15 protein-coding genes and 2 pseudogenes are annotated in these 14789 nt (G+C 63.1%); 7 read left to right on the top strand and 10 right to left on the bottom strand.

The genetic code is table 11. The features are described 5' to 3' along the window. Positions 1-9: 9 nt before the first annotated feature. The 4 genes and pseudogenes from rbfA to pnp all read left to right on the top strand — a co-directional run. Positions 10-435 carry a 30S ribosome-binding factor RbfA gene (gene rbfA / locus CU110_RS14795; protein ID WP_065392581.1) on the top strand — a complete coding sequence of 142 codons (426 nt, stop codon included), beginning with the start codon at positions 10-12 and terminating at the stop codon, positions 433-435. Further along, the gene (gene truB / locus CU110_RS14790) at positions 435-1364 is read left to right on the top strand and encodes a tRNA pseudouridine(55) synthase TruB (protein WP_077379479.1); all 930 of its coding nucleotides are present in this window, start codon (positions 435-437) and stop codon (positions 1362-1364) included. The genes rbfA and truB overlap by 1 nt, the downstream gene beginning before the upstream one ends. 98 nt (positions 1365-1462) lie before the next feature. Next, positions 1463-1732: a 30S ribosomal protein S15 gene (rpsO, locus tag CU110_RS14785; RefSeq protein ID WP_065392421.1), complete on the top strand. Its 270-nt coding sequence runs from the start codon at positions 1463-1465 to the stop codon at positions 1730-1732. Between the two features lie 134 nt (positions 1733-1866). Further along, positions 1867-3969 (top strand): annotated as a pseudogene (gene pnp / locus CU110_RS14780) (polyribonucleotide nucleotidyltransferase); the annotation flags it as partial. Positions 3970-4002: 33 nt separating this feature from the next. On the opposite strand, the gene CU110_RS14775 reads toward pnp, so the two are convergent. The 10 genes from CU110_RS14775 to dksA all read right to left on the bottom strand — a co-directional run bounded on the left by CU110_RS14775 (position 4003) and on the right by dksA (position 12656). After that, entirely contained in the window at positions 4003-5184 is a 1182-nt protein-coding gene (locus tag CU110_RS14775) for an acetyl-CoA C-acetyltransferase (RefSeq protein WP_084209482.1), read from the bottom strand. A gap of 44 nt (positions 5185-5228) precedes the next feature. Next, entirely contained in the window at positions 5229-5609 is a 381-nt protein-coding gene (gene panD, locus CU110_RS14770; protein WP_077379473.1) for an aspartate 1-decarboxylase, read from the bottom strand. A gap of 60 nt (positions 5610-5669) precedes the next feature. Then, a complete protein-coding gene (gene panC, locus CU110_RS14765; protein ID WP_084209481.1) occupies positions 5670-6524 on the bottom strand; it encodes a pantoate--beta-alanine ligase in 855 nt (284 codons plus the stop codon). Continuing rightward, complete coding sequence (panB, locus tag CU110_RS14760; RefSeq protein WP_077379469.1) at positions 6524-7315, bottom strand: 3-methyl-2-oxobutanoate hydroxymethyltransferase; 792 nt, start codon at positions 7313-7315, stop codon at positions 6524-6526. Before panB ends, panC begins: the two co-directional genes overlap by 1 nt. A gap of 101 nt (positions 7316-7416) precedes the next feature. Then, positions 7417-7914 (bottom strand): 2-amino-4-hydroxy-6-hydroxymethyldihydropteridine diphosphokinase, encoded by a 498-nt coding sequence (gene folK, locus CU110_RS14755; protein ID WP_084209480.1) that lies wholly within the window; start codon positions 7912-7914, stop codon positions 7417-7419. 41 nt (positions 7915-7955) lie between these two features. After that, complete coding sequence (gene pcnB, locus CU110_RS14750; RefSeq protein ID WP_077379465.1) at positions 7956-9356, bottom strand: polynucleotide adenylyltransferase PcnB; 1401 nt, start codon at positions 9354-9356, stop codon at positions 7956-7958. Positions 9357-10209: 853 nt separating this feature from the next. After that, entirely contained in the window at positions 10210-10428 is a 219-nt protein-coding gene (locus CU110_RS14745; protein ID WP_127736509.1) for a hypothetical protein, read from the bottom strand. Between the two features lie 224 nt (positions 10429-10652). Next, complete coding sequence (locus CU110_RS17795) at positions 10653-11285, bottom strand: sigma 54-interacting transcriptional regulator (RefSeq protein ID WP_127736506.1); 633 nt, start codon at positions 11283-11285, stop codon at positions 10653-10655. Next, entirely contained in the window at positions 11270-12127 is an 858-nt protein-coding gene (gene gluQRS, locus CU110_RS14735) for a tRNA glutamyl-Q(34) synthetase GluQRS (protein ID WP_127736503.1), read from the bottom strand. The genes CU110_RS17795 and gluQRS overlap by 16 nt, the downstream gene beginning before the upstream one ends. Positions 12128-12218: 91 nt before the next feature. Continuing rightward, positions 12219-12656, bottom strand: a complete 438-nt coding sequence (gene dksA / locus CU110_RS14730; protein ID WP_077379460.1) for an RNA polymerase-binding protein DksA — start codon at positions 12654-12656, stop codon at positions 12219-12221. A gap of 275 nt (positions 12657-12931) precedes the next feature. Between dksA and CU110_RS14725 the strand changes: the two genes are divergently transcribed. The 3 genes and pseudogenes from CU110_RS14725 to CU110_RS18120 form a co-directional block, all read left to right on the top strand. Continuing rightward, the gene (locus CU110_RS14725) at positions 12932-14116 is read left to right on the top strand and encodes an aminotransferase class I/II-fold pyridoxal phosphate-dependent enzyme (RefSeq protein ID WP_084209477.1); all 1185 of its coding nucleotides are present in this window, start codon (positions 12932-12934) and stop codon (positions 14114-14116) included. Further along, on the top strand, positions 14116-14460 hold the full coding sequence (locus CU110_RS18125; protein ID WP_346427147.1) for a hypothetical protein: 345 nt from the start codon (positions 14116-14118) through the stop codon (positions 14458-14460). Before CU110_RS14725 ends, CU110_RS18125 begins: the two co-directional genes overlap by 1 nt. Positions 14461-14501: 41 nt before the next feature. Continuing rightward, positions 14502-14789 (top strand): annotated as a pseudogene (locus CU110_RS18120) (DNA/RNA nuclease SfsA); the annotation flags it as partial.

The raw sequence follows: 14789 nt of genomic DNA, 5'->3' as shown, positions 1-14789 counted from the left end.
AGATCACGGATGCGTGAATACAGCCGTACTGACCGCGTGGCGGACCAGATCCAGCAGGAGCTCGCGCTGTTGATTCAGCGCGAGGTCAAGGACCCGCGCCTTGGCATGCTGACGGTCAGCGCCGCCAAGGTCAGCCGCGACCTGTCCTACTCCGATGTCTACGTGACCCTGCTGGGTGACGACAGTCCGGAACGCATCAAGGAAAATCTTGCCGTGCTCAAGCGCGCGGCAGGTTTCCTGCGCTCCCAGCTGGCGCGCACCATTCAGCTGCGTCACGTGCCGGAACTGCGCTTTCATTACGATGAGAGCGTCGTTCGTGGCCATCACCTGTCTTCACTGATCAATACGGCGGTCGCTGATGACCGCAAGCGCAGTGCAGAACGTGGTGATGATGACAGCGAAGACGGTGCCCCGGGCACCACGCCGGACGCCTGATGGGCCGTCGTCGTCGCGGCCTGCCGATTGACGGCGTACTGTTGCTGGACAAGCCCAAGGGCATGTCCAGCAACTACGCGCTTCAGAAGGCACGCCGCCTCTACCAGGCACAGAAGGCAGGGCATACCGGCACGCTCGATCCGATGGCAACCGGCTTGCTGCCGGTCTGCTTCGGTGAGGCCACCAAGTTCTCCTCGCATCTGCTCGAGGCGGACAAGGTCTATCGGGCACGGATCAAGTTTGGCCAGGTCACCGACACCGGTGATGCGGAAGGCGAGATACTGCGTGAGCGGGAGATTCCCGAGCTTGCGGAGTCCGAGCTGGAAGCGGTGCTGGACCGGTTCCGTGGCGAGATAGATCAGGTGCCGCCGATGTACTCCGCGCTCAAGCACCAGGGACGTCCGCTCTATGAGCTGGCGCGCCAGGGAATTGAAATCGAGCGTGCAGTCCGTCGCGTTACCATCTACAATATGGCGCTTCTTGCACGGCACTCCGATGGTATCGAGATCGAAGTGGCGGTCAGCAAGGGCACCTACATACGCAGTCTGGCCGAGGATATCGGCGAGGCGCTGGGCTGTGGAGCCCACCTCACGGCACTGCGTCGTCTCAAGACAGGCCCGTTCACGGGTGATGCCATGCTGGATTTCGAGCGCCTCGAGGCGCTGGCAGATCAGCAGGCACGTGAAGGCGTTCTGTTGCCTGTCGACATCCTGCTCGATCATCTTCCACGTCTCGACATCACTGCCGAGATGGCTCGGAAGATATTGCGTGGTCAACAGGCTGAAACGACGACAGGGTCGCTGGAAGTGGACTCCCTGGCTCGTGTGTATCAGGACCAGCAGTTGCTCGGGCTGGTCCGGATTGCGGCGGAGGGCATCATCGCTCCTCGCCGACTGCTCAGCTCCGCTGTCGAGGCGGCGGCTGGGTGAGCTGATTGCGGCCTGGCCGCAAGCCGCATGAAGACTGCAAATATGCGTGGTCTTCGACATTTCTTATCTACCAAGCATATTGCTTACTGGAGAGACAGATGGCACTTACCGCTGAGAAGAAGGCTGAGATCGTTAGCGAATTCGGCCGTGGCGAGAACGACACCGGTTCCCCGGAAGTTCAGGTTGCACTGCTGAGCGCCAACATTGATGGCCTGCAGGGCCACTTCAAGGCCAACAAGCAGGATCACCACTCCCGTCGTGGTCTGATCCGCATGGTCAACCAGCGCCGCAAGCTGCTTGACTACCTCAAGCGCAAGGATTTCGAGCGTTACACCGCTCTGATCCAGCGTCTGGGTCTGCGTCGCTAATCAGCGATGTTGCCGCCATGCATTCCGGTGCATGGCGGGCCCCCGGTGGGCACAGGAAAACCGACACTGCCTGCGGGCGGTGTCGGTTTTTTTGTGCCTGATACCGTGGGGAATCAGACTAAAGGACATGCGCCGTGAACCCGGTTACGCACAGCTTCCAGTACGGTAATGACACCATCACGCTCGAGACCGGTCGCATCGCGCGTCAGGCCACCGGCAGCGTGATGGTGACCATGGGCAATACCTCGGTGTTGTGCACGGTAGTGGCCAGCAAGTCCGCCAAGCCTGGACAGTCCTTCTTCCCGTTGTCGGTGCATTATCAGGAGCGCTCCTACGCGGTCGGCCGCATCCCCGGCAGTTTCTTCAAGCGTGAAGGGCGCCCGACGGAAAAGGAAACGCTGACCTCGCGGCTGATTGATCGCCCGATCCGTCCGCTGTTCCCGAAAGGCTTCATGAATGAGGTGCAGGTGGTCTGCACGGTGATGTCGGCAGAGCGCAATGTCGATCCGGATATCGCGGCGCTCATCGGTACCTCGGCGGCGCTCAGCATCTCGGGTGTGCCCTTTGCCGGCCCCGTGGGAGCGGCGCGTGTCGGCTTCAGTGAGCAACGGGGCTACTTCCTGAATCCCGGCTACAGCGAGCTTGCCCACTCCGAGCTGGACATGGTGGTGGCAGGTACCGAGCAGGCAGTGCTGATGGTCGAGTCCCAGGCGCAGGAACTCCTGGAAGACGAGATGCTGGGCGCGGTGCTCTACGGTCATCATGAGATGCAGAAGGTGATCACGGCGATCGAGATGTTTGCCGCCAAGGTCAATCGTCCCCAGTGGTCCTGGGTCGCCCAGACGCACGATAGCGTGTTGATGGAGGCGCTGGAGCGTGAGGTGGGCGAGGAGATCGGTGAAGCCTACCGTCTGCATGACAAGATGGAGCGTCAGGATGCGCTGGCATCACTCAAGGCTCGGGCGATTCAGGCGCTGGAGACGCAAGGGGATGCACGCTTCGAGGCGAGTGCGGTGGCCAGTGCCTTCGCTGCACTGGAGAAGCGCATCGTCCGTCAGCGCGTGATTGCCGGTGAGCCGCGCATCGATGGTCGTGATGCACGCACCGTGCGTCCGCTGGACATTGCCGTTGGCGTCCTGCCCAAGGCCCACGGCTCTGCGCTGTTCACGCGCGGCGAGACACAGGCCATGGTGACGGCAACGTTGGGCACCACGCGTGACGCCCAGCTGGTGGAGGGGCTGTCAGGTGAGAAGCATGATCGCTTCATGCTGCACTACAACTTCCCGCCTTACTGTGTCGGCGAGACGGGCTTCATCGGTTCTCCCAAACGTCGCGAGATCGGTCATGGGCGTCTGGCGCGACGTGGGATCGAGTCGATGTTGCCTACCGTCGAGGACTTCCCCTACGCGATCCGTGTCGTCTCCGAGATCACCGAGTCCAATGGTTCAAGCTCCATGGCGTCCGTGTGTGGGGCGTCGCTGGCATTGATGGATGCCGGGGTACCGCTCAAGGCGCCGGTGGCGGGGATTGCCATGGGGCTGGTCAAGGATGCCGATGGCGTGGCCGTGCTGACCGATATTCTCGGGGATGAAGATCACCTGGGGGATATGGACTTCAAGGTCGCGGGGACGGCAGAGGGCGTCACGGCATTGCAGATGGACATCAAGATCGAGGGGATCGATGAGGCCATCATGGAGCAGGCGCTGGAGCAGGCCCTTGAGGCGCGCCTGACCATTCTCGAGCAGATGAACGCTGTCTTGAAGGGTAGCCGCGAAGAGGTGTCCGACAACGCCCCGGCGATGCTGTCGCTGAAGATCGCGCCGACCAAGGTCCGTGACGTGATCGGCAAGGGTGGCTCGACCATTCGCAAGATCTGTGAAGAGACCGGTGCCAATGTCGATCTCGACGATGACGGCAGCGTGCGTATCTATGCCGAGCACAAGGCCCAGGCCCAGGCGGCCGCTCACTATGTCGAGGGCATCATCGCCGAGGCGGAGATCGGCAAGCTGTACGCCGGCAAGGTCGCTCGCATCGCCGATTTCGGGGCCTTCATCACCTTCATGCCGGGCACCGATGGCCTGCTGCATATCTCCCAGATCGTCGAGGAGCGCGTCAATGACGTGCGCGATTATCTCAATGAAGGCGATGAGGTCGTGGTCAAGGTGCTCGACATCGACAACCGCAATCGCGTCAAGCTGTCGCTGAAGGAGATCAGCGAGGAAGAGAAGGCGGCTTTCGTGGCACGTCAGGCAGCCGAGATCCGTGAGCGATCAGCTGCGCTCGATGGCCAGTGCGACACCCTGGCCGCCGCCGATGCACAGGGTCGCCAGACCCTTCTTGGCATCGCGGGCGATCATCTCGTGTACCAGCGTGACCAGTACACGGCAGCCGGATGCCCCGATCGGGTGGCCCAGCGCGATGGCACCGCCATTGACGTTGACCTTGTCGACATCCCAGCCCAGCTCCTTGTTGACGGAGAGCGCCTGGGCGGCGAAGGCTTCGTTGGCTTCGACGAGATCGAGATCTTCCAGGCTCCAGCCGGCCTTCTTGAGGCACAGGCGGGTGGCGGGAGCCGGCCCGATGCCCATGATCTTCGGGTCGACACCGGCGTTGGAGTACGCCTTGATGGTCGCCAGCGGCGTCAGGCCAAGTTCGCGGGCCTTGTCGGCGGAACATAGCATGACCACGGCGGCACCATCATTGAGCGCCGAGGCGTTGCCTGCGGTGACGGTACCATCCTTCTTGAAGGCTGGACGCATGCCGGCAAGTTTCTCGGCAGTGGTGCCGGCACGCGGGTTCTCGTCGGTGTCGAAGACGATCGGGTCGCCCTTGCGCTGCGGAATCTCGACCGGAACGATCTGGCTCTTGAAGCGGCCCGCCTCGATGGCCTCGCAGGCCTTCTGCTGGGATGCGGCAGCGAAGGCATCCTGCGCTTCGCGGGTGATCTCGTACTTCTCTGCCAGGTTCTCGGCGGTGATGCCCATGTGGATATCATTGAAGGCATCCCAAAGTCCGTCGTGGACCATGGTGTCGATCGCCTTCCAGTCGCCCATGCGCTTGCCATTGCGGGAGTTGGGCAGCACATGAGGAGACAGTGACATGTTCTCCTGACCGCCGGCCAGAATCAGCTGGGCATCGCCACAGCGGATGGCCTGGGTGGCCAGATGCAGTGCCTTCAGGCCAGAGCCACAGACCTTGTTGATGGTCATCGCCGGCACGCCTTCCGGCAGGCCTGCCTTGATGACGGTCTGACGAGCCGGATTCTGGCCGCAGCCTGCCGTCAGCACCTGGCCGAGCAGAACTTCGTCGACCTGATCACCGCTCACCCCTGTGCTGGCGAGGATATCCTTGATGACATGTGCCCCGAGGTCAGCGGCGGAAATGCCGGCGAGGCTGCCACCGAAGGCACCTACGGCGGTACGACGAGCTGCTACGATCACCACATCTTGCATCTGAACGCTCCTGTTCTCTCGCGAGACTGTCTGAGTCAAGGCGATCAGGCCATCTGCACCGGAATGGCGTTGGCCGTGTGGCTGACCTCATTGCCTTCCATCAGATAGACCATGGAGGGCTTGTGGGCCTCCAGCTCGCTCTCTGCATAGTTGGCGAAGGCGCAGATGATCACGCGGTCACCGACGTCGGCCTGGTGGGCCGCGGCACCATTCACCGAGATGATCTTCGAACCTTCTTCACCGCGGATGGCATAGGTGGTGAAACGCTTGCCATTGTCCACGTTGTAGATCTGGATCTGTTCGTACTCACGGATGCCTGCCATGTCGAGCAGGTCACCATCGATGGCGCAGGAGCCTTCGTAATTGAGAACGGCATGGGTCACGCGGGCCATGTGCAGCTTGGCCTTGAGCATGATGGCTTGCATCGGGATATCTCCGGTTGAGCGCCGCCGGGCGCAGGCAGGGCGGCGCAGTCTATTCAGGCATCAGGCCACCGGCAAGGCGACCTTCAGGTTATCGAGCAGACGGGTACGTCCCAGGTGTGCCGCGACCAGAATCACGGCATCACGGGTGTCGTCCTGCACCGGGCCCAGGTCTTCGGCGCGGCGCAGTTCGAGATAATCCGGCTTGAAGCCGCACTCGCCGATGGCGGCCAGTGCGACGCGCAGGGCCTCGGCAGGCGCGGTGCCACTTTCGAGGCTGTCCTTGAGCGCATTCAGGCATTGCGCAAGGCGAGGGGCGATGGCGCGTTCTTCGGCGCTCAGGTAGCCGTTGCGCGAGGAGAGTGCCAGACCATCCTCGGCACGCACGATGGGCACGCCGAGGATCTCGATCCCGAAGTGCAGATCACGATTGAGCTTGCGGATCACCGCCAGCTGCTGGAAATCCTTCTCGCCGAAACAGGCGACATCGGGACGCACCAGATGGAACAGGATGCTGACGACGGTGGCCACGCCATCGAAGTGTCCCGGTCGGTTGCCACCGCACAGGCCTTCGGAGACCCCCGGGACCTGCACGTTGCACAGTCCGGTGCGCCCTTCGGGGTACAGCTCCGCTGTCGACGGGGCGAACAGCAGATCGCAGCCCTCTGCGGTCAATGCGTTCTGGTCATCGACAAGCGTGCGCGGGTAGCTGTCGAGGTCTTCGCCCGGCCCGAACTGCAGCGGGTTGACGAAGATGCTGGCGACGACGAAGTCCGCCTGTTGGCGTGCCGCGCGCACCAGGGACAGATGGCCTGCATGCAGATTGCCCATGGTGGGCACCAGCGCGATGCGCAGGCCCTTGCGGCGCACCTCGGCCAGGCGCTCGCGCAGGGCGCTGATGTGAGTGAGGGTCTCCATCAGAAGGTGTGCTCCGTTGCCGGGAAGCTGCGTTCCTTGACGGCCCGATGATAGGCAGCGAAGGCGTCCTGCACGCTGCTGGCCTCAGCCATGAAGTTCTTGACGAAGCGCGGCTTGCGGCCCGGTGTCAGGTCGAGCATGTCATGCATGACCAGAATCTGGCCGTCCACCTCGACGCCTGCGCCGATACCGATCACCGGCACCTCGACCGCATCACGAATGCGTGCGGCGAGCTCGGCAGGCACGCACTCGAGCAGAATGATCGCGGCACCGGCGGCTTCAAGCGTGCGGGCGTCGGCGATCATCTGCGTGGCGCGCGCTTCCTCGCGGCCCTGCACCTTGTAGCCTCCGAAGGCATGGACATGCTGCGGCGTCAGGCCCATGTGCACGCAGACCGGCACGCCACGCTGGACGAGGGCCGTGACGGCCTCGGCGAGCCAGGCTTCGCCTTCCACCTTCACCATCTCGGCACCGGCACGCATCAGACGTGCGGCATGGTCGAGAAGTATCTCGGTGCTGGCATTGCTCATGAAGGGAAGATCAGCCATGACCAGGCTGCCCTGTTTGCCACGCGCGACGGCCGCGGTGTGGTAACAGATGTCATCGATGGTGACAGGCAGGGTGCTGGTGTGGCCTTGCAGGACCATGCCGAGGGAATCGCCGACCAGCAGTACTTCAATGCCGGCTTCTCCAGCGAGGTGGGCGAAGGTCGCGTCGTAGGCAGTGAGGCAACTGAACGTCTCACCGTCGGCCTTGAGGCGGCGCAGGGTGCTCAGGGTGACGTTTTTCATCAGGAAGCGTACTCGTTGCGGCGCGTGTGACGAGCCGGTGTTACCAGAAAGTGTTACCGAGCCACGATCAGTGGGCGCATCGGTAACAATGTGGCGAAACTCTACTCCCGAGGCCCGAGGGGGAGCAAGTCATCTCCTTCAACCCGCTGTGCCAGCGTCTCCAGGTCATCTTCGCTCAGGGAGGAAACGCGTACGGGGCCCAGCAGGTCCGCCAGTGGACGCAGCACGAAACCTCGTGTGAGCATCTCGGGGTGCGGCACTGACAGGCGCGAGGTAGTGATGGAGCGATCATCGAACAGTAGAAGGTCCAGATCCAGGGTGCGAGGCCCCCAGTGGCGCAATCGTACGCGACGGTGCTGCTGTTCGAGTGCCTGCAGTTGATCCAGCAGCGCCAGGGGGGAGAGGCGTGTGGTGAGCTCGGCGACGGCATTGACGAAGTCAGGTTGATCCTGAGGCCCGACCGGCTTGCTGGCATACAGGCGCGAGTGGCGCGTGCAGCGGGTCAGCGGCAGGCGGTCCAGCGCCTCAAGTGCGCGCTCGAGTTGAGCGCGCGGATCGTCAAGATTGGCACCGAGGCCGATCAAGGCTGTCGAAGTCATGCGAGGTTCCTGCGTCGGCACGTCAGTGGGCACGTCAGTGCTCAGCCTTGTCCACGACCATTGCGACGGCGCTTGCCGCGACGTTTGGTGCCCGCGGGCTTGCTGCCTGCCGGCCCCTCATCGGACACGCCTTCGATCATGGCGACCTGAGCACGGGAATCGACTTCCTGGAAGTCGGTCCACCACTTGCCCAGTCCCGGCTTCACTTCGCCGGCGAATTCCCGCAGCAGCAGGAAGTCATAGGCGGCGCGGAAGCGTGGATGCTCGCGGGTCTGGAAGGCGCGCTTGCCACGGCGACGCGGCAGCTTGGCCTGCATGTCCCAGATCTCGCGCATCGGGATGCTGAAGCGCTTCGGAATCGAGGTGTGGTTGAGCTGACGGGCGATCGCCTGCTGAGCCGCCTGGTGGGCGGCCGGGATGTCCGGCATGCCACTGGCGACCAGCTGGTCGGTGCGTGCCTTGACGCCAGGCCACAGCAGCGCAGCGTAGAGGAAGGCCGGCGTGACCGGTTTGTCGTCACGGATACGATCATCCGTGCTCGCCAGCGCCTTCTCGATCAGCGGCATGGACCAGTGATAGTGCGCGAAGCTCTCTTCCGTTTCCGGGAACAGCATCTGGAACAGACCGAACTCACGCAACAGGTGGAACGTTTCCAGAGCGTAGCCGGACATGAACAGCTTCAGCACTTCCTCGAACATGCGTGCCGGCGGAATCTGCAGCAGCAGCGGTGCCAGCTCGTACATCGGTTCGGCGGTGGCTTCCTCGATGTCGAAGTCCAGCTTGCCGGCGAAGCGGACCGCCCGCAGCATGCGGACCGGATCTTCGCGATAGCGCGTTTCCGGGTCACCGATCAGGCGGATCATGCGCGCTTCGATGTCACGCACGCCATGTGCCCAGTCGTGGATCGTGAAGTCGGACACGTCGTAGTAGAGGGCGTTGATCGTGAAGTCGCGGCGCAGCGCGTCCTCCTCGATGGAGCCCCAGACGTTGTCGCGCAGCAGCATGCCATCTTCCGACTGCTGGGTATGCTGGCTCGGCGTGCTGTCGGCAGGCTTGCCACGGAAGGTGGTGACCTCGATCACCTCACGGCCGAAGCGTACATGCACGATGCGGAAGCGTCGGCCAATGATACGTGCGTTGCGGAACAGCTCGCGGACCTGTTCCGGCGTGGCGTTGGTCGCCACGTCGAAGTCCTTCGGGCGCTCGCCGAGCAGGGCATCGCGGATGCAGCCACCGACCAGATAGGCCTGATAGCCGCCGCTCTGCAGGCGATAGAGCACCTTCAGCGCGTTTTCGCTGAGCTGGCGGCGGGACACGGGATGCTCATCCCGCGGTATCACACGCAGGCTGGGCAGGGTGGCCTCGGGCGCGTCAGTTGCATTGAAAAGCGTCTTCAAGCGGTCACCGGGGCGTTGGAGAAAGCGGGTAAATCCTTTGAACATGCAGCGATTCGACTCGTGCGTAGCAGGCCGCCCAGTGTAGCGGAGGGCAGATACCTTGGCAAAGCGCCGGTCTGCCACTGATGGGCCGAGACTGCACTTCAAGGTGCCTGATGAGGGAAGAAATGCCTCTCGGGCAAGGAAAAAGGGAGACCGATTTCTCGGTCTCCCTTTCAGGTAGAGTACACGCATCCTTGAGCAGATGTTCTTTTTCGTGAAGGCGCATCGCCTTGAATACGCACCACAGTCGCCAATCACGCAGACAGATGAAGCTATTGTTGTTATCTGACCGTCTGTTCAGTGACCATCTCGTATTCAAAACAATCTTCCATTCACCGACGGCTTAATAGCCTCCCCCGCGAGTTGTTGTTGGGTCGGGGGTGATCCGGGGTCGAGTATCTTGTTGTTGTTGGCACTCGAGGCCGGATTCGTCGCGTCCTGGTCAGTAGATTCCGGACTGCCGATATCTTGTTGTTGTTGGTTCGGCGGATGATGACGTGCGGCCGCTTGTTCTTGTTGTGGCTCCAGCATCCGGCCATGAATCTCGGCCGTGCTTGCCTGTCATCATCAATGTCACTCGCTCGACGAATCTTGTTGTTGTTGGTGTCGAGGGTTTTCGAAGCCTTGCGCAATCTTGTTGTTGTTGGACGCGCTTCGTATTTCCGGTTGTTCTTTTTCTTGACCGTGTTATTGCATCGGATGTGCCACAGCTTAAAAAAAACACGTAATTCAGTCATTTAGACATAGGTCGCTGAGACGTGAGGCGTAGGTGAGGCTGAGGTGTTACCTGACGTGGCCATTACCGCGCTGGATGGGGGCACTGTTTGGGGTCGATGGTAACAATTGGTGCGAAGGTCTAACGGAGTGACTCGCAAGCTAATGATTGGGAAGTGTTTTCCGGCATGGATTCGGCACTAAAGTCTAGCGAGGCCGCGCGCAGGCCCAGGTCTTCCGGGGCGATGATCCGACGGTCTGCCAGGATCACGCCGCGCTCCAGGGCGTTCTCGAGCTCGCGCACATTGCCGGGCCAGCCGTACTGATGGATCTCCTGGCGCGCACGCTGTGACAGCCGCATCCCCTCCCGGGCATGCCGGCGCGCGATGCCCTTCAGCAGGTGTTCGGCCAGCTCAGATCTCCGCTCACGCAGGGGCAGTACAGACGTTAGGCGTATAGAGTCCGAATCGCCGGGGGCAGGTCACGTGTGGCCGCGATAGCGGATCAGGCGCGTGCCACGATCCTCCTGAGGACACGCACAGCTGCACGGCACCGATCTCATCAGAACAGGGTGCCGCCTCGCGTTCACGCCGTCGTTGCGCCGGTGAAGGCGCCCTTTTCATGCCCGAACAGCTCGGATTCGATCAGGGTTTCCGGAATGGCGGCACAGTTGACGCAGATCAGCGGTGCCTGATGCCGTCCGCTCTGGCGATGGATCGCACGTGCGACCAGTTCCTTGCCGGTACCGGATTCGCCAAGTACCAGTACGGTGACATCCGCGGGGGCCACCTTGCGGATGCGGGTATAGACCTGCTGCATCGCACGGCAGTGGCCGATCATCTCGACCTGCGAGCCGGTGGCTCCGGAATGGCGCGGCAAGGCCAGCGCCTCACGTACGCTGCGCGCGAAGGCCTCCTGATCGAAGGGTCTGGGCAGATAATCCGCGGCGCCGGCTTTCAGGCAGGCGATGGCGCCATGCAGGCTGGGGGGATCCGCCAGCAGGATCACCGGGGCAGGGTGGCTGGCCTCGAGAACGGGCTTGGCATGTTCTCCGGCGAGCGCGACATCGCAGATGACCAGTGCAAACTCGCCGGGTTTCTGACGACAGGCGTCTTCAAGTCCATTGGCATGCACCACGCCGTGCCCGTCGCGCTCCAGCAGATGCTGAAGGGCAGTGCGTGTGGCACCTTCCTTTTCGATGATCAGAATCCGGGCCATGGAATGCTATCGCTCGCCTGATGGAGTGCGTGAAGAAATGATGGCGGTGCCTGCCCGAGCAGCGTCAGCGTGTGATGCAGCAGTTGGCGAATGGCGACTTCATCGACCGGCAGGGCCGGGGCCAGGTTCTGCTTGGAGAGCTTCTGCCCATTGTCGGCGGTGATCAGTGGCAGGTGCGTCAGGCGCGGTGTGGGAAGACCAAGGGACGCCTGCAGGAGGCGTTGCCAAGGCGTGTTGTCGAGCAGGTCCAGGCCGCGTACGACGTCGGTGATTCCCTGTTCGGCATCATCCACCACCACGGCCAGCTGATAGGCCCACAGGCCATCGCGACGCTTGAGCACCACGTCGCCGAGTGCCGCCAGTTCCTGCTGGATCGGGCCTTGCAGGCGATCGTGCCAGCCGGCGATGGCACCGGCTCCACCGAAGCGCTCTGCCGCTCGCACGTCCAGACGCCAGGCGTGCTCGCCAGCGGGTGGCTCATCGCGATCGCGACACCAGCCCGGGTAGACCGCGAAGTCCCGCCACTGCTTGCGGGAGCAATCACAGGGATAGGCGATACCCGTGGCCTTGAGCTTCGCGAGCGCCTCGTCGTAGGCGGCATGGCGATCACTCTGATAGCGCACCGCGCCGTCCCAGTGCAGCCCGAAGGCCTCCAGCTGACGCAGGATGGTGTCGGCGCTGCCTGCGGGGCAGCGTGGCGGGTCGATGTCCTCGATGCGCACCAGCCATTGGCCAGCGTGATGCCGGGCATCCAGGTAGCTGGCCACGGCCGCCAGCAGTGAACCGGCGTGCAGTGGGCCAGAGGGGGTCGGGGCAAAACGGCCACGGTAGGCGGTGGGCATGGACCCCAACGCATACGGGCACCGCTCCAAGGAGGGTGCCCGTATGGGGGATGAGGTCGACGGCGGGCCGTCGGTTCACCGACAGCGGGGCTTAGCGGCCCAGCTGCTTTTCCTTCAGCTCGGCCAGTGTCTTGCAGTCGACACACTGGGTCGCGGTCGGGCGTGCTTCCAGTCGGCGGATACCGATCTCGACGCCACAGGCTTCGCAGAAGCCGTAATCGTCCTCATCGATGTTCTCGATGGTCTCGTTGATCTTCTTCAACAGCTTGCGCTCGCGGTCCCGCGTTCTCAGTTCGAGACTGAAGCCCTCTTCCTGAGTGGCACGGTCTGCAGGGTCCGCGTAGTTGTTGGCATCTTCCTGCAGGTGACGCACGGTGCGATCAACCTCTTCCATCAGCTCCTGTTTCCAGTCCAGCAGGATTTGACGGAAGTGCGCTAGCTGCTTCTCGTTCATGTACTCTTCACCCGCTGCCGGCTCGTACGGGGTGAATTTCTTAAGCGCTTCCGGCTTGGTTTCAGCTACTGGCATGGGACCGCCTCATTCCGCAAGGTGACTTGGGCCGTCGACAGTCTGTTGCACTGCCTCCTTGGCCACGGCGAGGGGGCTGTCCTGACTGCTGCCCTCGCGAGAAGATCAGCTTATTTAGCGTAAAAATGACAAGTTTGCAACCGAACTCCGACGATAGTTTGTGCCGGCTCATGAACAGGCCTGTTCACGCAAACATGCATTTTCCTGTGAAAAGGGGGTGGGAATGGGCCTTGGCAGGTGCCTAGAATGAAGCTTCCGTCACGAGGAGTGCCATCATGCAGTTTGCCCGCCGTCTTGAATCCGTTGCCGCCTTTCGCGTGATGACGCTGCTGGAAGCCGCCCAGGCGCGAGAGGCTGCCGGGCATGATGTCATCCATCTGGAAGTGGGCGAACCCGACTTCCCGACCCCTGCGCCGGTGATCGCGGCCGGCCAGGCGGCATTGGCCGCCGGCCAGACTCGCTACACGCCCGCCTGTGGCCTGCCCGCGCTGCGCGACGCCATCGCGGCAGACTACCAGCGCCGTCACGGTGTCACGGTCTCGCCCTCGCGCATCATCGTCACGCCCGGCGCCTCTGGCGCTCTGCTGCTGGCCACCCTGCTGTGTGCCGAGCGCGGTGACAGCGTGCTGATGGCGGATCCGACCTACCCGTGCAATCGCCATTTCATGGGGCTGGTCGATGCCCAGCTCGACGTGGTGCCTGTCAGCGCCGAGAGCGGCTGGCAGCTGACCGCGGAGCTTGCCGATGAGGTCTGGCGCGAGAACACCCGTGCGGTGATGGTGGCATCTCCTTCCAATCCCACCGGGCACGTGTTGTCGCCACAGGAGCTGCAGGCGCTGGGGGAGCTGTGCAGAGCCCGGGACGCTCACCTGCTGGTCGATGAGATCTATCAGGGCCTGACCTATGGCGTGCCTGCACATACGGCGTTGGCGGAGTGTCCGGATGCCTTCGTGATCAACAGCTTCTCGAAATATTTCGGCATGACCGGCTGGCGACTGGGCTGGCTGGTGGCGCCGGAAGCGGCGGTCGAGCCGTTGTCGCGCCTGGCCCAGAATGTCTTTCTGGCCGCCTCCACCCCCGCACAGCATGCGGCGCTGGCGGCCTTCACGCCGGAGTGCGAGGCCGAGCTCGAACGCCGTCGCCAGGTGCTGGAGGCGCGGCGCGGCGTGCTGCTGGCCGGACTCGAACGTCTCGGGCTGGCACCGTCGGTTCCCCCGCAGGGCGCCTTCTACGTCTGGCTGGATATCTCGCACTTGAGTCATGACAGCGAGGCCTTCTGCCGTGCCTTGCTGGAGGAAGAGAACGTTGCCATCACGCCGGGGACCGATTTCGCGCTGGCAGATGGACGTCGCCATGTGCGGATCGCCTTCACGGCCGATGAGGCGCGTCTGCGCGAAGCCCTGACGAGACTTGAGCGCTTCCTGGAGCGGCGTGCTGCCCCGGCGGGAGCATCTGCCTGATGCAGTTGACAGGGTTGTATCGTGGTCGGCTGATCCGGCGCTACAAGCGCTTCTTCGTTGAAGTGGAGCTGCTCGAGGGTATACGGGCAGGCGAGGTGGTGACGGCGCATTGTCCGAATACCGGCTCGATGCGTGCCGTGTGCGTGGAAGGCTGTGAGGTATGGCTGTCACCGTCCAACAACCCGAAGCGCAAGCTTGCCTGGACCTGGGAGCTGATTCGCCTGCCCCTGGACCCTCCCGGGGCTGGCGGTCGGCGTGAGGCCTTGGTGGCGGTGCATACCGGACGTGCCAATGCGCATGTCGAGGCGGCCCTGCGGGAGGGCGACTGCGTGAGAGAGGGCTGACGAATCTGGCGCGAATCGAGCGGGAGGCGCGGGTCGAGGTCATGCCAGCAGGCAGTGAGGTCGCGGAGCGCTCGCGGCTCGATTTCCAGCTATGGCCGCGCGATGAGCAGGCCGCCTCGATCTATGTCGAGGTCAAGCAGCTCACCCTGCGTGAGTCGGATGGGCATGGGTATTTTCCGGACTCGGTCAGTACGCGCGCGCGCCGTCACCTTGCCAGTCTTGCCGCGCTGGTCGCGGCCGGTCATCGCTGTGTGCTGGTGTTCTGCGTCGCGCACGATGCCATCGAGGATGTCGCGCCGGCGGCTCACCTGGACCCGGCCTATGCCGAG

The organism is Cobetia sp. ICG0124 (genome assembly GCF_004006355.1).
Lineage (GTDB): Bacteria > Pseudomonadota > Gammaproteobacteria > Pseudomonadales > Halomonadaceae > Cobetia > Cobetia marina.
This window is presented reverse-complemented; position numbering and strand designations above follow the sequence as displayed.